This is a genomic window from Chitinophaga sp. CF418, from assembly GCF_900142925.1.
Taxonomy (GTDB): domain Bacteria; phylum Bacteroidota; class Bacteroidia; order Chitinophagales; family Chitinophagaceae; genus Chitinophaga.
On record NZ_FRCN01000001.1, the window covers coordinates 855,618 to 877,244 of the forward strand.

The following is a 21,627-nucleotide window of genomic DNA, read 5'->3' on the forward strand; positions in this document are numbered from 1 at the left end:
TATACAGACCACCAAAAAGCAGTCTTATGAGTCATCTTAAAATAGGATGGGCCGGTCTGGGCAATATGGGAACGCCAATGGTAACGAACCTCGTCAGGGCCGGTTTTAAGGTAAAAGTATACAATCGCACTACGGCGAAGGCTACAGCATTGCAGGAGAAGCTGGACGTAGAGATAGCCAGGAGTCCAACGCACCTGGTGGAAGATGTGGATGTTGTGATCACCATGCTTACTGACGATGCTGCGCTCAAAGAACTATATGAGGGGCCGGATGGCATTCTTTCCATACCCCTGCCTGTAGATATGCTGGCCATTGACATGAGTACCGTTTCTCCGGATACTACCCGGCAGCTGGCGGCCTTATGTGAGGCGGAAGGCATCTGGTATATGGATGCACCCGTATCCGGCAGTGTAAAACCTGCCGAGGAAGGACAACTGGTCATTATGGCCGGAGGTCGTCCGGAGGATTTTGAACGGGCCAAACCTATCTTTAATGCCCTGGGGAAGGCAGCATACCTGCTGGGTGAGAACGGAGCCGGAAATTATGCGAAACTGGCCATTAACACCTTCCTGGGTATTACCCTGCAGGGGTTATCAGAAGCCGTCATATTTGCAAAGAATAACGGCGTTTCCCCCGAACAGCTCCTGCCATTGATCAATGACGGGCCTTTAGCCAGCGTGGTATCCAGGAGTAAATCACAGAATATCATCAATCATGATTTTACGCCTTCATTCCCTTTAAGTCTCCTCGCCAAAGATATACGGCTTGCAAAGGCACAGGGAATGGATACCCCTGCAGTCAATACCCTTTCCAATACATTGCAGGAGGCATTGGCGAAAGGCCTGGGGGCAGCCGACATGATGGCCATTTATCAATATCTTGAACAGGAATATGTTGTATAAAAGCATAGGCCGGTCTCTCGACCGGCCTACTCACAACGTGTGTGTCTTCTAAGGATAATCAGGATAATAACACTTCATCACTCTTAAAGTATCACCTTCAGGCTTCAGGTTTTTCAATAATTATATATAGCAGGCTGTCTCATTTTTCTGATATACTATATTCATTCTATTTCTCATATAAAGCGATGGTTGTCATTCGCTGACCCGGTTGTCTTTTTCTTTCAATCCGGTTCGCAAAGTTATGCTGGTCTCTTTATTGCTTATGCCACCGAATCCGGTAACATCGCACCCCCCAATTAAGGGGATGTTCCCCTCAGGGGGTGAATTTCTCTACCTGATGATGCACTGGTTTCAGGGTTTTCAGGTATGCATAAATAGATCTCAGGTCACTGGTATCCATCCCTGAGTAGTATGCCCAGGGCATCAGGGTATTAAAATCTCCTTTCGCAACAGGCTGATTACGTATTGCACTATCTGCAAATAATTTGAACCGCGCCACAAATTGCGCTGCTGTCCAGCTACCTATCCCCGTTTCTTTATCAGGCGTTATGTTGGCAGTACGCGACATCCCACCGGTAGGCAATGGGAAAATATTCCCTCCTGCAAAGGCATCTCCTGAATCTTTTCCCTGCACTTTATAGGTATGACAGTCTGCACAACCTGCCGTCATCACCAGGTAACGACCATATCCTACGGTATCACTACGATCCACATAGGTAACAGGTACAGGATCGGAAGGCGTCAGATTCATCAGCAGGCTGACAGGGAAATCGGCTGAAGATGCCGGTACATCATTAGGGATAGAAGGCATGCTGCGGAGATATGCTATGATAGCATATACATCCTCCGTTTGCATCTTCCCGTAGCTGGTATAAGGCATTAATGGGAAAAGCGTTTTTCCATGCCTGTCCACACCACTGGTGATAGCCCGGTATATCTCACCATCTGTCCATTTACCCAGACCATAAGGTGTAATATTCTTTGAATAGAACACGCCGGGGAAACCAAACTTATGATCAAAACGTATTCCTCCGGCCCCCATGGAATCAGGAAAATTAGGGCCGGCCAGTTTTGAAAAATCTCGTTGTGAATGGCAATCCGTACAACCGGCTACGTTATACACCAGATAGCGCCCCCGTTCTATGCGGGCTGGCGTACGTTCAATAGTAATATCAGGCGCTGCTCCAACATTAGGAAGCGCAAACCGGAGGTAAGAATAGCCACTGATGATAATTAATACAGCTAACAGTACAATCGCGCCTAAAGCACGCAGGATCGTTTTCTTGTTCATAAAAAGTGTAATGGGTGTTTTTTCTCGAACTATTTATCAGACTTTCTCGGATCAGGGCCACAAAGTTATTGCAGCATGTGTGTAGTTGTTGTTACCGAAAACGGTTGAAAAGCATCCCCACATTAGGGGATAGCATATATACATTGCAGGTTACGCACTGTTGGATATTGATTCTCAGACAGTAACTATCGTACTACGGTAACGCCTATTTTTGGGGCATTGATTAATAACATTAAATGATATTAAAAATCAATATCATTGTACTGTATATCCAAGTACAACCATATTCTGAAGCCAACTTAAATATCCTGGAATGACCAAATTAAAACTCGCGCTCTTAATGAGCCTGTCCCTGTTCATCGCCTGCAGTAAAGACAAAGATGCATCTCCAACACCCGGTGGTGGAAGTGAGAATGGCGGTGGCTATGAAGCGCCTAAAACCGGTAAAAAAGGTGCAGACTTCAGCACCAATACCACCAACGGCACATGGTATACCAACGTTGTAAATCTGAAAAGCCACTGGTTCTACACATGGGGAACTCCCTTACCAGCCAGGACTGTACCACAGAATTGTGAATTCGTATCTATGTTCTGGGGAAAAGGCAATGTGACCGATGCGCTGATCGATTCTGTTAAAAGAATGAAAGCTGCTGGTACTGTAAAATATGTGCTGGGATTCAATGAACCGGATCTGGGGGATCAATCCAATATGACGGTGCAGGAAGCGCTGGACCTCTGGCCTAAGCTGGAAAACATCGGCCTGCCGTTGGGCAGCCCTGCTGCGGCATGGCCTACACAAGCCTGGATCTATGAATTCCTCGATAAGGCGATCCAGCAGAAACGCCGTGTAGACTTCATCTGCGTACATATGTATGTAGGTCTGGATGATGTGCACTTCGTGAAAACCCTGCAGGATCTTTATGATAAATACCACCTTCCTATCTGGATCACCGAATTTGCTACAGTGGATAACAACTCAACTACCATAGACGGTAACATGTACAGGCCGGATCAGGTACTGGCATTTATGCAACGCCTGCTGCCTAAACTGGAAGCATTACCATTTGTACACCGTTACTCCTGGTTCTCCGGTTCTCCTACCAGCACAAGGTTATGGCCTTCTGCACTGGTGGGCGCCGATGGTAAACTGACCACACTGGGACAATGGTATGCAGACTATAAACCAAATACAACAGTGAAGTAATCATCACACTATCTTATTACAGAAAGACCCGCGTCCATACTATGTATAACGCGGGTCTTTTCTTTTTATAAACAAGGGAGCAATATTCCGCCTCTCTTCTTAATAAAACTTTGGCAAAGGATTTAAAGCAAGATTACCCCGCTGATGCCAGTATGGATAAATTGTCGGCGCCTCACTTGCAGCATCCAGTTTTTTCACCTGTTCCACCGTCAGGTTCCACCCTACTGCTGCCAGGTTCTGTTTTAATTGCTCTTCATTCCTGGCACCGATAATAATGCTGGATACTGTTGGTCTCTGCAATAACCAGTTAATAGCTACCTGAGCTACTGTTTTGCCTGTCTCTGCAGCCACTTCATCCAATGCATCCACGACCTTATACAGTAGTTCGTCAGGGACTGCAAATGAAGGGACAGGACTACCTCCCTGTACTACACGACTGTCGGCAGGAAATGGCTGGTTACGGCGGTATTTTCCTCCCAGCATGCCCGCTGCCAGTGGGCTCCATACCAGTGCGCCTACTTTCTGATCAATGCCCAATGGCATTAATTCCCATTCATATTCCCTGTTGACGAGTGAATAATATACCTGGTGGGCCACATATTTATTCCATCCATATCTGTCTGCAACGGCCTGGGATTTCATCAGGTGCCATCCCGAGAAATTGGAGGCTGCAATGTAACGCACCTTACCACTCTGTATCAGATCGTCCAGGCTGCGTAGCACCTCTTCCACAGGTGTATTCCCGTCAAATCCGTGCATGTGATAGATGTCAATATAGTCAGTATTCAACCGCTTCAAACTGGCTTCCACGTTTTTGATCAGCTGAAAGCGGGATGATCCCTGGTAGTTGGCGTCCCTGGGACCACTACTCATCGGAAAAGTGGATTTTTGGAGATAAGCACTTTATCGCGCTTTCCACTGATAGCCTTTCCCAATATCTCTTCCGAAAGTCCGTCAGAATAAATATCTGCGGTATCAAATAAATTAACGCCGGCGTCCAGGCAGAGGTTTACCAACCGTGTCGCCTCTTCTGCCTGTGTACTTCCCCATGCCTTGAAAAACTCATTACTTCCACCAAAAGTGGCGGTGCCAAATGTCAATACCGGCACCTGCAATCCTGATCCTCCTAAAAATCTGTATTCCATCTTGTTTACGTTAACTATTAAAGAATTAGATAGCCGTACAAAGATCACACTTTCCCGATTTCCCGACCTGTACAAATCATATATATATCTGTAAATATAGGAGATGGTGCAGCACCTATCCATGCTATCTTCTAAAATAGCAATGACTGCCACAAGTACAGTCGCAGGTACTTTTGCATATTTTTTGTGTTACCATGTGCATACTAACAGCATAAAATATGGCAACGTTTTCAGAGCTTATAAATAGTGATAAACCGGTATTGGTGGATTTCTTTGCAACCTGGTGCGGCCCCTGTAAGATGCAGGCGCCTATACTGGACCAGCTGAAACAGAGAGTAGGCGATGCCGCTACGATTATCAAAGTGGACGTAGATAAAAATCCGGCTGCGGCTAATGCGTACCAGGTACAGGGAGTGCCCACACTGATCCTTTTTAAACAGGGCAAGATAGTATGGCGCCAATCTGGCGTGGTACCGGTGAATAATCTGGAACAAATTGTCAGGCAGAATGCGTGACAACCGGCCTGCTGATCTTACTTATTTACTTTCCAAAAGGCGGTACTACCGGGTTTCCGTTCATCGGTAGCCTTCATTAACAAGGTATCTCCCGGTTGTATGCCTGCAAATATCTCGGTTCCCTTATCTGTAGTGAGCCCTTGCCTGATGTCTACCCATTCGGCTTTATCTTGCCTTACCCGGATCACAAATTTCCTTTCCTGTGTAGTTGTTATTGCAGTGGCAGGTACAATCACAGATGGCATATCCCGCTGTAAGGCTATTTTCACATATGCAAAAGCGCCGGCTTTGAGTTTCCCTTCGCTGTTGGGCACTTCAAACTCCCATAGTTCCGTACGGGTAGCGGGATCAATGGCACCCGATTTACGGGTAAGCTTTGCCGCAAACCGTTCCAGCGGATAGGCATCTACCCTGAAGTCTATACTACCAGCAGCCCGGGCTGCTCCGGTGTATATCTCAGGCACAGCAGCACGCAAACGTAACAGGTGAAGGTCCTGTATGGTAAGCAAAGGCGTATTCGTTCCTGTAAAAGCACCGGCGTTTACTTTCCTGGCCGTAATAATGCCATTGAAAGGAGCAGTGATATGCAGATAACCAGATACATCCCTGTACGCCTGAGACTGTTTCTCTGCGGCCACATAAGCACTGCTGTCGGCCATCATCTGGTTCCTGCTGCGTTCAAGATCGACGGGCGCTACTATACCCGGTGTCCTGGCCTGGGAGGCACGGTACAATCGTTCATAATTGTCCTTGCTGGAAGTCCACTTCGCCTTCGCCGACGATACACTGGCTTCCGATTCCGCAAAACGGCTATTTACTTCCGGTGCTTTTATGACTGCCAGCACCTGTCCTTTTCTGACTTTATCGCCAAGATCCACTTTCATCTCCTGTACAAATCCTTCCACTTTCGCATACAGATCTGCATATTCATAAGGCAGCAGTTCAGCAGGAAGCTCCACTGTTTTATGCAGGGTATCCTGCTGTACGATGAATGCTGCTACGGTATCCTTCGCTGTACCCGCCTCAGTGGCATCTGTTTGTTTTGGACCACCACAGGCAGTCAGCAGATAAACAGCACAGATAACAAGGGCTAATGGCCCGGAAGCTTTATTTTTTATCTTCTTTGTCATAATAAATACTGTCTTTATCGTCCGGATCGAGAGATACAAACCTGTAAGGTCTTTTCCCTGTATATGACCGGTAAATATGAGGAAGGAAAAACAATACACTTACAGCAGAAAACAACAAGCCTCCTATCACTGCAATACCCAAAGGCGCGGTCTGATCACCACCTTCAGACAATCCCAGCGCCATCGGTATCATCCCCGCTATCATCGCAGCACTGGTCATCAGGATAGGACGCAACCTGTTCTCTGCGGCCAGCATATAGGAATTGCTATCACCGGCACGCCTGTAATACTCGGCATTTGTAATGAACAATACACTATTAGCAATAGCCACTCCTGCGGCCATAATGATGCCCATATAGGATTGTATATTCAGGGTATTGCCTGTTATAAACAGAAAGAGCAATGCGCCTGCAATAACTGCAGGAATAACTGACAATGCGGCCAGCGACACACGGAAAGACTGGAAGTAAACCGCCATCAGCATAAAAATAACCACAAGCGCTACCAGTAAACCAAACTGCAGGCTTGTCAGCGTTTGCTGCAATAACTCCGGCTGACCGCGTAACAGTATGCGTGCGCCGTTCTGTAATTTCCCCATGTCTGCAATAGCCTTATTCACACGTTTGAATACCGATCCCTGGTCCTGCGATTGTATATTGGCGGTGATAGTTATGTAACGCTGCTGATTCAACCTGTCATATTCCCCTGCTACGCTGGTGTATTTCCAGGATGCCACTTCGTTGAGATAATGGGTTTTACCATCAGCTCCTGCCACTGGAATTGCTTCCAGCTGCGCTGTGTTGTTCATACGGAACTCGGGGTATTGTACCTGCACCTGGTAAGCTGTTCCCGTAGTTTTATCCAGCCAGTAACTGGGATTGGTAAAACGGCTGGAAGAAGTGGCTGTTACCAGCGATCTTGAGATTTGTTCTGTACTGAGTCCCAACTGGCCTGCTTTTACGCGGTCTATGTCTAACCTGATAGCAGGATATTCAAGTGGAGTGGTAATCTGCAGATCCCGTAACGCCGGTATTGCTGACAATTTCTTCAGGAGTTGCACCGCTGTAGCCTTTCCTTCCACCAGGTTCCTATTCGCTACGGCAATCTCCACGGGATTGGTATTGCCAAGGTTTAACACCTGCTCAACAATATCGCCCGGTTCAAAAGAGATAGTAGCAGAGGGCATTTCTTTCTTCACAGCAGCACGCAATAATTCCATGAAAACCGGCATCGCTATGGCGTCTTTTCTGAGCTTTATACGCACAACCGATTCCTGTGGCCCTCCCGTCCAGAGGTGAATGTAGTTCACCGGGTAACTGGAAGGCTGGGTACCTACAAAAGCGGAAGTAAGTTCTACGTTGCCTTTACCTGCGATACTGTCTGTCAGTGCCAGTAATTTTCGGGTAGCGTCTTCGGTGCGTTCAAAACGGGTACCTACGGGTAAGCGCAAACGGACCTGCGTCTGGCCACTATCTGTACGGGGGAATAACGCCGTACCGGTGGCGTTGAACAGCAATATGACCAACAGCAAAGACATCCCTATGAACAGTACAGTCACCCAGCTTTTATCAAATACCGGCTTGCTGCCCTTAGCAACATACCAGCTTTTAAAGCGGTCAAAGCGGCCGGGGGAAGCGGTTGTATTCAAATGAGTTTTCAGGAACCAGTTTGAGGCTACCGGCACAAAGGTCTGCGACAAAAAGAAAGAGGCGATCATAGCAAAAGCTACTGCCAGAGATAAGGGTAGAAACATCGCTCCCGGCACACCGTTCATAAATACAGCCGGCACGAACACCGCCAGTATACTGAGCAGGATGAGTAGCTTCGGACCGGCAATTTCTTTGGCGCCATCAGCAATAGCTCTCGCCTTGCTTTTACCGGCTTCCATATGACGGTGGATATTCTCTACTGTAACCGTGGCTTCATCCACCAGTATTCCCACCGACAATGCCAGGCCACCCAGGGTCATGATATTGATCGTTTGCCCTGTGAGGTAAAGTAATGTTGCAGAGGTAAGCAATGCAAGCGGAATGGTCATTACTACAATCAATGCACTGCGCCGGTCTCCCAGGAACAATAATACCATCAGGCCAGTCAGCAACGCTCCTATCCCACCTTCGAACAACAAGCTTTTCAGGGAGTTGATCACATATCCTGACTGGTCAAATGCGTAGGTTACTTTAATATCTGAAGGAATAGCAGCCTGCATATCCGGCAATGCAGCCTTTACCCGCTGCACCACATCCCAGGTGGAAGCATCTGCCCGCTTGGTAACAGGAATATATACCGCCCGTTTGCCGTTCACCAGCGCGTAACTGGTAGTCACGTCGGAGCCCATACTTACTGATGCAATATCTCTCACATATACCGCGGGACCTGCCCCCAATTGTAAAGGCGTATTCTGCAGGTCCTGCAGGGTTTCAATAACACTGTTCTGTGGTGTGATATAGGTTGTATCTCCTATACGGATATTTCCCGCAGGAGAGATAGTGTTGGATCTCGCCAAAGCCTGTACGACCTGGTCGGGCGCAAGACCGTAACCTCTCACTTTTTCGGGATCTACTGTGATCAATACTGTCTTTTGATTCCCCCCGAAAGGAGGTGGTGCCGATACTCCCGGCAAAGTAGAGAACATAGGACGCACTTTGAACAATGCCAGGTCAGCAATTTCTCCCAGGGAGCGGTTCTCCGAACTGAATACCAGTTGTCCGACCGGTACGCTGCCTGCATCAAAACGGGTCACAAATGGCGGCACTGTTCCCGGTGGCATAAATGCCCTCGACCTGTTCACATAGCCTACCACTTCCGCCATTGCCTGGCTCATATCAGTTCCCTCGTTGAACTCCAGCTTAATAATAGCAGCACCCTGGATGCTTTTGGAAGTGACATATTTTACACCGGTGATGTACAGGAAATGGTATTCATAGTAAGAGGTAACAAAACCTTCCATCTGTTCAGGAGAAAGGCCGCCGTAAGGCTGTGCCACATACACCACCGGCAATCCCAGGCGGGGAAAGATGTCTATTTTAGTGTTCCTGACAGACAGCACTGAAAAGAAGACAATCCCGATAACCGCCACGAGAATAGTAACAGGATGCCGTAATGCCGAAATAATAAGCTTCATAATATCTTCATTTTATGCTGCCGGTAAATTCATCCAGGTTGCCATTGGCGATGGAGATTTCCAGCAAGGCACGCCATACCTGCAATAATGCCCCTGCCTCGTTTGTTTCTGCTTTTAAGAGGTCATATTGCCCCTGTATCAATCTTGTAAAATCTATCAGCCCGCTCTGATAACTAAGTGTAAGGCCATCATAGGCATACCTCGCCGCCTGGGACTGTACAGTACTCTGATGGGCTATCAGAAGGCTCTGACGATAGCTAAACTGAGCGATCTCCTGTTGTTTCTGCAGGTTCAATGTTACCTGTCCTATTTCTGCTGTTGCCACTTTTACCATTGCCTGGTACTGTTTCTTTTGCAGGCTTACCAGTGTAAACTGCAGTATCGGAAAACTCACCTGTATACCGGCGCCATAATTCTTGCGGGTAAGGCTCCAGCCGTTTGCCTTGTCGACCGTTCCATCTGCACCTACACCGGAACCTCTGGCATAAGCATTGGCCCATATATCGAGCCGGGGACGCCATAAGCGTTGTATTTCTCTTAAGGAAGCCTCACTCACGGCTTTCTTTGCCTCGTAGTAACGGAACAAGGGATGATCCGTTATTTTCACGGTATCCGTTTTTACCGCGGGCAACTGCGTTGCCAGCAACGTATCTGATAACCTGATATTGTCGGGAGAACCGGAGATGGCAGCAATACGGGACAGCTCCGTCAGCTCCATATAATACTGACGCTGTGTGTTTAGCAGTTCAGTTTCCGCCTGCGCAAGAGCCGCCTGAAACTGGATAGTATCAATACCGGGACGTAATCCCTCCGCGGCGTATACCAGTGATTGCTCCAACCCGGTGCGGGTACGGGCAATATTGACCTTATAGCTTTCCATCAACTGTTGCAGATACACAGCATTCAGATAGGTGGCAATGGCCATGTATTGTTGGCGGAACAGGGCATCATTATAAAAACTATTCGCCAGCTTATATTCAGCCGCCGCCTTTTCAACAGCCGCCTGTCGCTGGCCGAATGTCAGTGGATTCCACTTTACCATCGCTCCTAAAGCTGTTCCCGGAACAGGATCGTAGACATTGCCGGAGGAAGGAGGGCCACTGATGGGTAATATCAATCCGGGATAACTCATTCCGGTGATGTTATTGTAGGTGGCATAGCCTGCCTGATAACCGGCAGTCACTTCGGGCATTATAGTGTTCTTAGCGATCTTCACATTAAAACCGGCTGCGTTGGCCTGTTCCTTATAGCCAGCCAGTTGTGGTTGCTGCGACTGAACAAGTGATAAGACCTCCCTCACCGAAATAACCTGCTGCTGCCCCATGGCATGCTGCAACACAGTGATGGCCCACAGACTAACAGTTAACGTTATGAACCGGTAATAAGAACAAAAGAGACTTTTCATCATGAACCGCAATACGATTTACGCCGGTGGGAAATAATTAACAACGCATAAAATTAGAGAACGGGCTTACCGATGTATGGTATTTTTTGACGATAGTTTGGTATCTACTTCATTGAACGGAAGGCCTGCGGAGTAGATCCTGCTAAACGTTTGAAATACTTCACGAAATGAGACGGATCATTGAAATTTAACAGAAAGGAAATTTCAGATACCGTTTTATCTGTGTACAACAGTAAGCGCCTGGCCTCTTTTATAATAAAGCCGGCCAGGACCTCGGCTGCCCCCGTACCGGTGGTATTACGGCAGGCAATGTTCAGATGCTGCGGGGTGGTATTCAGCAGCGCTGCATAGTAATTTACGGTATTTCTGACAGGAATACCAGTACTCAGTAATTCCAGGAATGACTGATAAAGATCTCCTCTTCTGGAAGGCCTGACCAGTTCCAGACCCGCCACTTCCTGTATTTTAGTCAGCAGGACCTTCAGCAGGCCCTCCATAATGCGGAAGGTATGCTCGGTTTCAGATTGTCCTTCTTTCACCAGCAGCTCAAACAGCTGGCTGATGGTAGTTGTATCTTCTATCCTTAAACAAGGGATATTCCCTATTTTTGCCAGTAACATCCCCAGCTGGGGATCAAGGCTTTTCTCTACAAATTCTTTCTTCAGGATAACCACATACCCATCGGGGACGTCCCGCAGGTCCCAGTTATGCACCTGATCTTCTTTAATAAAGAACAATATGGGAGGGCTTATTTCATAACACACGTCATCGATCCAGTGGGCGCCGCTACCCTGGGCAAGGTAAATGATCTCAAAATATTGCTTGTGCTTATGCGGCTCCGTTTTCCGGATATCATTCCTGAAAACAGCTGCCTTTATGTGCTTCTCCTGACTGATCTTATTTTTTACCGGAATATGCTGTTTCACTCCGAGGCCTTTTAATAAAGATTTGCATCCAAGGTCATAGTTACAGAACAAATCTAAAGGAATTCTGCCAACCTGTACTTACTTCCATTCCCCCCATCATACCACTTATACCCTCAAAAACCCATCTTATGCCATTTCCCTCCGCCGGGCAGCGTGCAGCGGTTACCTTCACAATATAATTACCGTTTAAAAAGAGAGGCTATGGTAAAGTCTATGCAGACGGCAGCATTGAAATATGCTTATTTCATTCATGCCGCTTACCAGGTCAGTGAGCAGAGCCCATTACAGGAAGAGTATCCGGTTTTTCCGGCGGGCTATACACTGGTGTATAATATTCATATGAAGGATCCTGGTAAGGGAAAAGGAGGATTAACATATTGCGGATTTCTGGCAAAAAGCAATTTCTCGCCGGATACGTCAGTGACATATGTATTGGCGCTGAAAGGTACAAACAACTACCTGGACTGGGTAGATACGCTGGATATCCTGCCCTCACCCGGACCATTTGGGAATAATAGCGGGAATGTTGTGTCCGGCTTCCTGGATATATACAATCATATGACCTTTTCCGATCCGGGGCAGTTTAAGCCCAAAGGATTGCTGAAATATATCAGATACAGCATTCGCTATACCGACATGCAGTCGGATGATGATGTACAACCGATGGTCTGTACAGGTCATGGTCTTGGGGGGGCAATGGCTACATTATTTGCGGCGGGGGATGCTTATACCCTGCACCCCTGCCGCTCCTATACCTATGGTTCTCCCTGTGTGGGCGATCCGGCCTTTGTTTCCTTTTATAATGCCCTGATCACAACCAGCGAGCGTTATTACAATCTGCCGGATCTCGTACCCACCATCCTGGATGCCTTTGGTTACGACCATGTGCACAGCGGTATTCCGCTGGATTCACTGGGAGATCCTGCGCTCAACTGGTTACCCGATTGCACGCATTCGCTCAATACATATATGTACCTGTTAGGAGCCAGTCCTTCGGTGATAAACAGTAATTGCCTTATCTCTGATATAGACGATGATGTAATGATAAAAAAATTGAGTTTTCGTAGACGATATTAGTACACTATGGTTATGTTAATCAGGAAGGAAAGCCGCTTCGTTTATACGAGGGGGCCTATCTTTTTTATAGGGGTCAATAAAACAATCCCGTGTATTATCCGGATTGGAACCATTCCGTCCCCGGGGGTGCACCCCGGGCTACAAATACAAAGACCCCTAAAAGGGGTCTAATGCAGCGAATTAAAACCCGCGTATTATCCAGGGATGACCGCATCCTCTATGAAGATGATGCGGATAGCCACTGTCCTATGTGATTAGCTCCGTAGGAGCTACGTGTTTGTAGCCCGAGGTGCAACTCCGGGACAAGAATATTAAAGCGCCGGAGCAGCCGGGAAATCAACCGGTACATGTGTAATACCGTGCAGGTAGTTAGTGATCATTTTGTCGCCGATCAGTACTACAGTATCCACCAGGTTTTCATTGGTATAACCAACAGCGAAGAACTGGTCTACCGCTGCAGCATCAGGTTTACTTCTGTTTTCAACAGCACTTTTTACGAGACGGGCCAGTGCATCCAGTTTAGGATCGAAAGAGGCGCCACCTTTGCGGATCTCTATGATCTGCTCGTCTGTAAAACCATTCAGTTTAGCGATATATGTATGCGCAGCCAGACAGTAGTCACATGCATTCACCTGACTTACCACCAGATTCACCACTTCTTTTTCTTTTGCTTTCAGAGAGGTTTTACTGCTCTGTAATGCGAGGTAAGCACCCAATGCGTTCTCAGAGTGTGCCATTGTAGCGTAGAGATTCGGAACTTTACCGATACCTTTTTTCAGATTGTCGAACAACACCTGGTTAGCGGGACTTACTTCTTCTCTTGCTGGAACGTTAAATGTTTTCATTTTTATAAGGTTTGATCAGTTTTATTCGTCGTTATTGACGATGTAAAATTGCGACAAACCGAGCCCCTGAAAAATGGCTATACTTCCCAAAGAATTGTATTTTTTTCCCTAAAATGGCCGGGGGGTATTCTGGTAGGTGATGGAACCATATTTCCCATCAAAAAAGTCCCTGTAGGCGTCGGCTATTTCTCCTCTGTTATTCATTACAAAAGGACCTACTGCAATGAAAGGCTCGTTCTGGGAGGCTCCTCCAAACAGCAGGATGTCAGCTATGTGGGTTTCTTCATTACGAAAAGCGATCTCATCTCCCCCGAAATCAAATACGGAAAGGCGGGAAGATCCCTGTTTCTGCCCATTTACTACAGCTTCGCCGGCAGGCACAAATACAGCATATTCATACCGTTTTTCCACAGGCATTGTGTATTTAGCTCCGGGGGTCAGGCGCAGGTGGCAGATAAAGTGATTATTATATACCGGAACCGGAGAGCTATCATTGCCTATATGCCCGATCAGGACTTTCGCTGTTCCGGCATCATCCGGCAGCATAATGTTGGGGAAGTCTGATTGATCCAGGAACATATATACAGGCGTCTCTCCTTTGATGGCGGCTGGTACGTTGATCCACCACTGAATGGCATGTAAGGAGTGCCCCTGGAGTGTATTGCGGGGTATTTCTTCATGCATGATGCCTTTGCCGGACATCAGCCAGTGGGCACCACCCGCTTTGGCGGTGGCACGGTTGCCATAGCTGTCTGCATACTCCATTTCCCCATCCAGGATGTAACTGAAGGTAGCTACTCCCCTGTGGGGATGAGCATGTTTTCCGGCTTCTGAGGGCTTATCACCGGGCACACTACTGGCGGGGCAAATCTGATCTATCAATACAAAAGGGCCTATTGCGTGAACATACCGGTTAGGGACCAGGTGATTGATCAACAGCGCGCCCACTTTTGCATTTCTACCTTCCAGGGTAGCCAACAATGCTTTTTCCATTTACGTTACTTTTTAGCTTCACTCAGGACTCAATATACCCGACAAAAGGGCTGGCTACCAAGGGGCTGCCAACGGATAGTTTTCACAATTCGATTCTGTGGGTCTGGGCTGTTTAAACAAAGATAACCATATACTTATCCATCCTGAATGACATTTGCCGAAAAATAGGATTGACATTTATCAACCGTGACAAGATAAGTTTTCAAAGATTCTTAAAAGAAATTTTATCCTGCGCAAAAAGAGTGCGCATGTGCGTTTCAACTTTGTATCATCAAACAAACAAAAACGGTCATGAGATTCAATTTTATCAAAACTAAGACACCGGTTACCAACCACGAAGGAGCAAAGGCCTACACGCTGACGCCGGAAATGGAACTGTACAGTGCCGTAGTTACAGCTTCTCTGCAGGACCAGTTTTATGAGAAAACCACAGACAAGCTGGAACGTCTCCGCTCCCTGATTGCTAAGAACGATCCGGCGTTTGTAGCCAGACTGGCTGTGTATACCCGTGAAAAGATGTACCTGCGTTCTGTACCATTAGTACTGGCAGTAGAACTGGCGCGGACACATAAAGGTGACAACCTGGTAAGCCGTATGGCGGGCCGTGTTGTACAGCGTGCGGATGAGATCACAGAATTGCTGGCATATTATGCGCTGGCTAACAACAGAAAGGAAGTAAAACAACTGAATAACCTGAGCAAGCAGTTACAGAAAGGACTGGGTATTGCCTTCAATAAATTTGATGAATACCAGTTTGCTAAATATAACCGTAAAGCAGCGGTGACATTGAAAGATGCACTGTTTGTCGTACACCCGAAAGCGAAAGATGAATCGCAGCAAGTGCTATTCAATAAAATAGTCAATGACGAACTGCAAACACCTTATACCTGGGAGACAGAACTGTCTGCAGCAGGACAGGTAGGGTACGACTCAGAAAACAAGAAAGCAAAAGCTTTCAGGAAAGTATGGGAAGATCTGATCGACAGCGGTCAGCTGGGTTATATGGCCACCTTACGTAACCTGCGTAATATGCTGGATTATGATGTGAGCACAGCACACCTGCAAAAAGTGTGTGCTAAATTGTCTGACAAAGAGGCGGTACTGAAATCAAAACAATTACCTTTCCGTTTCCTGTCTGCCTATCGTGAGCTGAAGGACATCGATCATGGTATGATCGTCAGCATTAAGCGTGCACTGGAAAAGGCGCTGCAGATATCTGTACAACACCTGAAAGGGTTCGATGCGAAGACCCGTGTGGTGATAGCTTGCGACGTATCTGGTTCTATGCAGAAGCCGATCTCTCCAAAGAGTAAGGTCATGCTCTATGATATAGGACTGTTGCTTGGAATGCTGTTACAGCATAAATGTGAGTATGTTACTGCCGGTATGTTTGGTGATACCTGGAAAAGAGTGAGTATGTCGCCAGATAACATCCTTGCTAATGTAGACGAGTTCTATCGCCGGGAAGGAGAAGTGGGTTATGCGACGAATGGTTACCTGGTGCTGGACAACCTTATCAAAAGAAAAGGTGTAGTGGAAAAGATCATGCTCTTCACAGACGGACAGCTGTGGGATAGCAATACCAACAATACAGCCACGGGCAACAGAATGTCAGCAAAGTGGATGGAGTATAAAAAGATAGCTCCTGATGCGAAGCTGTACCTCTTTGACCTGGCAGGATATAACGCTGTACCGCTGGATGTACGTCAGAATGATGTATTCCTGATAGCGGGATGGAGTGAAAAAGTATTCGAGATAATGGATGCCATTGAAAAGGGTAGCGATGCTATCACAGAGATTGCCGGCCTTGCTTTATAGCAGTTCATTTTTTGTTACCTCATAAAAACATCCCTCTGAAAGGGAGGGATGTTTAAAGAAAAAGCAGGTGTCGTTGAGTAAGCATTACTTCGTAAGGGTTCCGGGGGTCGGGGGTTCAAGTCCCTCTCTGTCGCAAGACAGGTAGCGCAGTTGGTTAGCGCACCGGGTTAGAATCATATGTTTACCGTTTATTACCCTGCTTTCTTTTACATTCTTCAGAATGGGTGTCGTCAGGAAAGTGTTACTTCGCCACTCCAAATGCCGTTTGATAGTTCAGTGCTGCCGATGCAGTTACGGGACCGTCTTTCACTTCCGCCAGTCACCCCATTCTGTTCTTTGTTTTAAACTTCTTGTAAAACGGGTGTCGTTTGGAAAGCGTTCCTTCGATCCAAAAAGTAGACGGGGGTTCGAGTCCCTCTTCGCTGCAAGCGAATAGTTTAGTTGGAAGAACGACTGAAAGCCGCTTCCAGGTTGTTACCCCGTTTTATTTATCGTCATGAACAAGTGTCGTAAGGAAAGCGTTACTTCGTATTAAGGAAAACAGTCGCTTCCGGTTGTTACCTTGTTCTTTTTAATATCTTCTTAACAGGTGTCGTAGGAAAGCGTTACTTCGAGTTAAACTATGTGTCGGGGGTTCGAGTCCCTCTCTGCCGCAAGGCAGGTAGCTCAGTTGGTAGAGCAATAGTGTAAGCCGCTTCCGGTTTGTTACCCTGTTTATTTTTTAACACCTTCCTGAACAGGTGTCGTAGGAAAGCGTTACTTCGTTCGAATCTGCATACGGGGGTTCGATTCCCTCTCCGCCGCAAGGCGGATGGCTGAGATGGTTGCAGAATGCAATCCTGGCCATTTATGGTAATCCAACACAGTACAATCTTGACCTGGTGTCTCTTTAATTTTAGCGGTAAGATGGAGGTTGTTAACGTTCTATGAACAATAATAACTTCAAGCTCAATCTATATCAAAATAAAACAGAGCTGACCAATACATTTTGGTCAGCTCTGTTTTATTTCTAATATGCTTATTTAAACAGTAATTGTCGTTGTCATTATGCCACGGCTATGCCTGGCCTCCGGGCGAAAAAATGCGCCTGTCATTACCCCATATTCTCACTTTTTTTCTCTATTATCCGGTATTTCATATCCACATTTTTCACTACGCAAGACCAGTGCGTAACGCGTAACTATCTTTGATTTATCAAACGATGATACAGAAAAACCTGTCATTGTTTGTTAAAACAAACCCCAAAAACTCATGATTATACCCCAGACCATTTAACCATTAGTTTGAACCCCAATCCTGCACTACTGCAATTACAGTCATCTATGCTTTAAGATGGTGGTCAATGCGGCCGGGAGTCCTTCCTGTCCTCATTGGCCACGGTGTAGGTTGCTTATCGGAAATCATTCAATAAATCAATTTTTATATACTATGTTAAAATCGAAGATCGACCAACCATTCAGCACTGTTCTTAATCTTGGCACCCCAGGGTATTTGTCAAGAAGCGGCCAGGTGTCGTCTGGAGGGTTTATCACCACAGTTGCCACACTTGACAACAGAGAATTAAAAAAATCAGACGGAATTGTTCACTTGTCAGCATTTGGACAGATCTATGGCGTTGATCCGCAATCATCACTTCCCAACGACCTGGTCATTGTATTTGGAGATGAAAGAGACCTGCATGAGGAATTTGTTTTATTCAACCAACCACTTCCCCCAAGCGATCTTACTTACAAGGTAGATATTCAATTCAGTCTCTGGGGAGATGCATATTATGGCACCTGTTCCGTCAGCTTTGACACAGGTATCTCCTTCATGAAACCATTCTCCATCCCTAACTGCGGTGGAAATAACTTTACTGCGATCCGGCTGAAAACCACAAAGCTCTCAAACAGCGATGTTCAGACCACCCTGGACGGGTTTAATTACCTACTCCTCAATTAGAACACCCCGTCTCAGGACCGGAGCGTAAAAACGGCCTCACTTCTATCAATGCAAGTGGCAGGAAATCTGCTGCGATGCACTGGTAGAAGTGAGGCCGCGTTGTATGTAGCTTTGTCAGTATCTGCGTTTATCAGCGCAAATGTCTTACACGCATCACATGTAACCATCTCAACCAATGAGTGATGCCTCTCTGATGTAACATAAATACCAGGACGATCAGTATTCCCAGCATTCCTTCCACGAACACTACTACTCCCACACCAAAGAAATGCGCCAGGTATCCTATCAGTAAACTACCGATCGGCAACATGCCCTGGTAAGACATGATATAATAACTCAGCGTTCTCGCCCTCATTTCTGAAGAAGCATGTGTTTGCAGGTAAGTATTGATGGCAGAGTTCTGGATCATCAATCCGGCGCCGGTAGCAGCTGTAGCTACCAGGGCCAGGAACATGGAGGAAGAGACGGCCAGCCCGAGCAGGGCTACCGCAAATACAGTGCTGGAAAGAATGGTAAGGCGTATCAGGTCGTGAGCCGGCTTTAATGTGGCCATAAATACCGCTCCAAATAAAGCACCCAATCCCGCTGCGCTCTCAAACCAGCTAAAGGTCGTTGCATCGCCGTGGAAAACATCCTTGGCAAAAACAGGTAATAAGGTAGTATATGGAATAACCAGCAAGCTGGAAGCCGCCAGCAGTAATATCAGGGAAGACAGGTCGGGAGATTCCTTCAGATATTCATATCCCTTACGCAGGTCGCCCCAGATATTCACTTCTGAACGGGAGGCAGGGATCAGTTTCAGTTTCATCATCAGCAAACAGCAGATCACCGCTATAAAGCTTAGGAAATTGATCAGGAAACAGACATCTTCTCCCAGGGAGCTGAGTATGATACCCGCCAGGGCAGGTCCTACCAGCCGGGCCGCGTTAAAGGCGGAAGAGTTCAGGGCAATGGCGTTGGGCAGGTCCTCCTTATCATCTACCAGGTCTACCATCAATGCCTGACGCGCAGTGGTATCAAATGAGTTGATCAGCCCCTGCATCAGGCTCAATGCAGAGATCCAGGCAATACTGTAATAATTCAACCAGACCATGGTCGCCAGGGCGCCTGCCTGTAACATCAGGGCGATCTGGGTGACCATCACCACCTTGAATTTATTATGCCTGTCTATAAAACTGCCGGCAAAAGGAGCCAGCACAAGTGAGGGTATCAGACTGAGGAAAGTGACCAGCCCCAGTAAAAGAGCGGAACCTGTAAGGCGGTATACCAACCAGCTGATGGCTACCCGCTGCATCCAGGTGCCGACGAGTGATATGGCTTGCCCTGTGAAGTGTAGTCTGAAGTTATGGTGTTTAAGTGAACGAAATACTGACATCTTAATAAAGTAAATTAATAAAGCTACTTTACAAAAGTAGTATTTTTTAGGCAAATGAGTGGAAGCAAAGTAAGTATTCGCTGTTAAGGAAATGTAAAGTAACTTTGTAAATTGATTTTATTATATGCCTACTAAAACTTATGAAGTAGCAGCCTCCTTACGTAGTACGGTCACCCGCCTGGTAAGGCAGCTGCGCAAACAAAATATCTCATCCGATTTCTCCAATGCAGAGTTATTAACGATGGGACTGCTTGACCAGCATGGCAGGCTACTGCCTTCTGAACTGGCAGAAATGGAACGGATCTCAGCACAGGCCATTTCCCAGATACTCAACCGGCTGGAGGAAGTGGGTTGTGTGAACAGGGTCATGGACGAAACCGACAAGCGGAAATCTGTCGTGTCTCTGACAGAAAAAGGCATCCAGCACCTGTATGAAAACAGGCGTATCAAAGAAGAATGGCTGGTAAAAGCAATGGAAAAGCTATTTTCGGCGGAAGAGCTTTCGCTGATAGAGGCCTTCCTCCCCCTCCTCCAAAGATTAGCAGAATACAACGGATAACCATTTATATATGAAAGGTACACATCACTATGCAATGACAACCCGCTGGACGGGCAATACCGGCAATGGCACCGCCAGCTATCAGGCCTATGAGCGCAGCCACGTTCTACAGGCAACTGGTAAACCCGAAATTCCCGGCTCCTCAGATCCTTCCTTCAGAGGTGACAAAACCCGCTATAACCCGGAGGAAATGCTGGTAGCGTCCCTATCCTCCTGCCATATGCTCTGGTACCTGCATCTTTGCTCTGCCGCCGGCATCGTGGTGGTAGATTATGTAGACAATGCCACCGGCACTATGACGGAAACCGCAGACGGAGGTGGCTATTTTTCAGAAGTTACCCTGCATCCTGAGGTCACCATCACCGATGCCGCCCACATCGAAAAGGCCAATGAGCTACATCACAAGGCGAATGAGCTATGCTTTATTGCCAATTCTGTAAAATTTCCTGTACATCATCAGCCCCTTTGTAAGGTGCAGGCATAACAGGATGTGAATATCATCCCCGAAGGTCAGGAGTACTAAGTATTGGAACTCATTACGTGCTTTCACCTTTCAGGTGAAAAAAGTCAATTTTTGCGCAAAAAGGGAGAAAAAAGCATGAAAACCGGGATAGAAATGGCCGAAACGGACTATTACCCTCCTACCGCACACGTATTTTAACATTGGCTTAGGGATAAAATTATCTAATTTTATATATGTTATAACGCCCAGCGCTTATACTAAACTAACCATTGTATGAAAAGGGTACTTACTGCCTTACTGGTAATTTTCGTTTTTGGATTGGCGATAGTGCTATCCGCCTTCAAAGATGATAGCCCCCGGCTACGCTCCGGAGACGTCATCTTCCAGACGTCTATGTCTCCCCAGTGCCATGCCGTGAGGCTGGCTACCCACTCCGTGTTCAGCCACTGCGGTATGATATGGAAGAAAGGCGATAAGGACTATGTGCTGGAGGCTGTACAACCCGTGAAAATAACGCCGCTGGACGAGTGGATCTCTCACGGAGATGGAAAGAAATATGTGGTGAGACGCCTGAAAAATGCAGACAACATCCTGACGCCTGCCGTATTGCAAAAGATGGATGCGGAAGGCAGGAAAATGCTGGGGAAATCCTATGATGGTTATTTTGAATGGTCGGACAACCAGATATACTGTTCAGAGCTGGTATGGAAGATCTATAAAAGGGCAGCAGGCATAGAAGTGGGTAAACTACAGAGAATCAAGGACTTTGACCTGAGTAGCGAGCCGGTAAAACAGATTATCCGGGAACGTTATGGCGACAAACTTCCTGAAAATGAAATCGTTATCTCTCCACAGAGTATTTATGAGAGTAGTTTATTTGTAACCGTTATGTCGAAATATGGCAAAAAATAATA

Annotated in this window: 19 protein-coding genes; 9 read left to right on the forward strand and 10 right to left on the reverse strand. The window is 46.8% G+C overall.

Going from position 1 to position 21,627, the window contains the following annotated elements; genetic code table 11:
• Positions 1-26 precede the first annotated feature (26 nt).
• Positions 27-902, forward strand: coding sequence for an NAD(P)-dependent oxidoreductase (locus F3I09_RS03545; protein ID WP_188133667.1), 876 nt, complete (start codon positions 27-29; stop codon positions 900-902).
• A 313-nt stretch (positions 903-1,215) separates the two neighbouring features.
• Here the strand turns inward: F3I09_RS03545 and F3I09_RS03550 are convergent, their stop codons facing one another.
• Complete coding sequence (locus F3I09_RS03550; protein WP_149693652.1) at positions 1,216-2,193, reverse strand: c-type cytochrome; 978 nt, start codon at positions 2,191-2,193, stop codon at positions 1,216-1,218.
• Between the two features lie 313 nt (positions 2,194-2,506).
• On the opposite strand from F3I09_RS03550, the gene F3I09_RS03555 reads away from it, so the two are divergent.
• Positions 2,507-3,397, forward strand: a complete 891-nt coding sequence (locus F3I09_RS03555; RefSeq protein ID WP_149693653.1) for a glycosyl hydrolase — start codon at positions 2,507-2,509, stop codon at positions 3,395-3,397.
• A 99-nt stretch (positions 3,398-3,496) separates the two neighbouring features.
• On the opposite strand, the gene F3I09_RS03560 is transcribed toward F3I09_RS03555, so the two are convergent.
• Entirely contained in the window at positions 3,497-4,270 is a 774-nt protein-coding gene (locus F3I09_RS03560; protein ID WP_255479290.1) for an aldo/keto reductase, read from the reverse strand.
• Entirely contained in the window at positions 4,267-4,542 is a 276-nt protein-coding gene (locus tag F3I09_RS34570) for an aldo/keto reductase (RefSeq protein WP_255479291.1), read from the reverse strand. Before F3I09_RS34570 ends, F3I09_RS03560 begins: the two co-directional genes overlap by 4 nt.
• A 218-nt stretch (positions 4,543-4,760) precedes the next feature.
• On the opposite strand from F3I09_RS34570, the gene trxA reads away from it, so the two are divergent.
• Positions 4,761-5,057 (forward strand): thioredoxin, encoded by a 297-nt coding sequence (gene trxA, locus F3I09_RS03565; protein ID WP_149693654.1) that lies wholly within the window; start codon positions 4,761-4,763, stop codon positions 5,055-5,057.
• Between the two features lie 17 nt (positions 5,058-5,074).
• On the opposite strand, the gene F3I09_RS03570 is transcribed toward trxA, so the two are convergent.
• The 4 genes from F3I09_RS03570 to F3I09_RS03585 form a co-directional block, all read right to left on the reverse strand.
• On the reverse strand, positions 5,075-6,187 hold the full coding sequence (locus F3I09_RS03570) for an efflux RND transporter periplasmic adaptor subunit (protein WP_149693655.1): 1,113 nt from the start codon (positions 6,185-6,187) through the stop codon (positions 5,075-5,077).
• On the reverse strand, positions 6,165-9,311 hold the full coding sequence (locus F3I09_RS03575) for an efflux RND transporter permease subunit (RefSeq protein WP_149693656.1): 3,147 nt from the start codon (positions 9,309-9,311) through the stop codon (positions 6,165-6,167). The genes F3I09_RS03570 and F3I09_RS03575 overlap by 23 nt, the downstream gene beginning before the upstream one ends.
• Positions 9,312-9,318: 7 nt before the next feature.
• Entirely contained in the window at positions 9,319-10,719 is a 1,401-nt protein-coding gene (locus F3I09_RS03580) for a TolC family protein (RefSeq protein ID WP_149693657.1), read from the reverse strand.
• A 101-nt stretch (positions 10,720-10,820) separates the two neighbouring features.
• Positions 10,821-11,642: an AraC family transcriptional regulator gene (locus tag F3I09_RS03585; protein WP_149693658.1), complete on the reverse strand. Its 822-nt coding sequence runs from the start codon at positions 11,640-11,642 to the stop codon at positions 10,821-10,823.
• Positions 11,643-11,843: 201 nt separating this feature from the next.
• On the opposite strand from F3I09_RS03585, the gene F3I09_RS03590 reads away from it, so the two are divergent.
• The gene (locus F3I09_RS03590) at positions 11,844-12,719 is read left to right on the forward strand and encodes a lipase family protein (RefSeq protein WP_149693659.1); all 876 of its coding nucleotides are present in this window, start codon (positions 11,844-11,846) and stop codon (positions 12,717-12,719) included.
• A 311-nt stretch (positions 12,720-13,030) separates the two neighbouring features.
• Here F3I09_RS03590 and F3I09_RS03595 read toward each other — a convergent pair whose 3' ends face one another.
• Complete coding sequence (locus F3I09_RS03595) at positions 13,031-13,564, reverse strand: carboxymuconolactone decarboxylase family protein (RefSeq protein WP_149693660.1); 534 nt, start codon at positions 13,562-13,564, stop codon at positions 13,031-13,033.
• Between the two features lie 108 nt (positions 13,565-13,672).
• On the reverse strand, positions 13,673-14,557 hold the full coding sequence (locus F3I09_RS03600) for a pirin family protein (protein ID WP_149693661.1): 885 nt from the start codon (positions 14,555-14,557) through the stop codon (positions 13,673-13,675).
• A gap of 291 nt (positions 14,558-14,848) precedes the next feature.
• On the opposite strand from F3I09_RS03600, the gene F3I09_RS03605 reads away from it, so the two are divergent.
• Together F3I09_RS03605 and F3I09_RS03610 are read left to right on the forward strand one after the other, a co-directional pair.
• Positions 14,849-16,375, forward strand: coding sequence for a TROVE domain-containing protein (locus F3I09_RS03605; RefSeq protein WP_149693662.1), 1,527 nt, complete (start codon positions 14,849-14,851; stop codon positions 16,373-16,375).
• 1,428 nt (positions 16,376-17,803) lie between these two features.
• Positions 17,804-18,316 carry a hypothetical protein gene (locus F3I09_RS03610; RefSeq protein ID WP_149693663.1) on the forward strand — a complete coding sequence of 171 codons (513 nt, stop codon included), beginning with the start codon at positions 17,804-17,806 and terminating at the stop codon, positions 18,314-18,316.
• Positions 18,317-18,446: 130 nt separating this feature from the next.
• On the opposite strand, the gene F3I09_RS03615 is transcribed toward F3I09_RS03610, so the two are convergent.
• Positions 18,447-19,691: an MFS transporter gene (locus tag F3I09_RS03615; RefSeq protein WP_149693664.1), complete on the reverse strand. Its 1,245-nt coding sequence runs from the start codon at positions 19,689-19,691 to the stop codon at positions 18,447-18,449.
• A gap of 124 nt (positions 19,692-19,815) precedes the next feature.
• On the opposite strand from F3I09_RS03615, the gene F3I09_RS03620 reads away from it, so the two are divergent.
• From F3I09_RS03620 to F3I09_RS03630, 3 genes are all read left to right on the forward strand, one after another.
• Positions 19,816-20,250: a MarR family winged helix-turn-helix transcriptional regulator gene (locus F3I09_RS03620; protein ID WP_149693665.1), complete on the forward strand. Its 435-nt coding sequence runs from the start codon at positions 19,816-19,818 to the stop codon at positions 20,248-20,250.
• Positions 20,251-20,260: 10 nt separating this feature from the next.
• The gene (locus F3I09_RS03625) at positions 20,261-20,734 is read left to right on the forward strand and encodes an OsmC family protein (RefSeq protein ID WP_149693666.1); all 474 of its coding nucleotides are present in this window, start codon (positions 20,261-20,263) and stop codon (positions 20,732-20,734) included.
• Between the two features lie 252 nt (positions 20,735-20,986).
• Complete coding sequence (locus F3I09_RS03630; RefSeq protein WP_149693667.1) at positions 20,987-21,625, forward strand: YiiX family permuted papain-like enzyme; 639 nt, start codon at positions 20,987-20,989, stop codon at positions 21,623-21,625.
• The last annotated feature ends 2 nt before the right edge of the window (positions 21,626-21,627 follow it).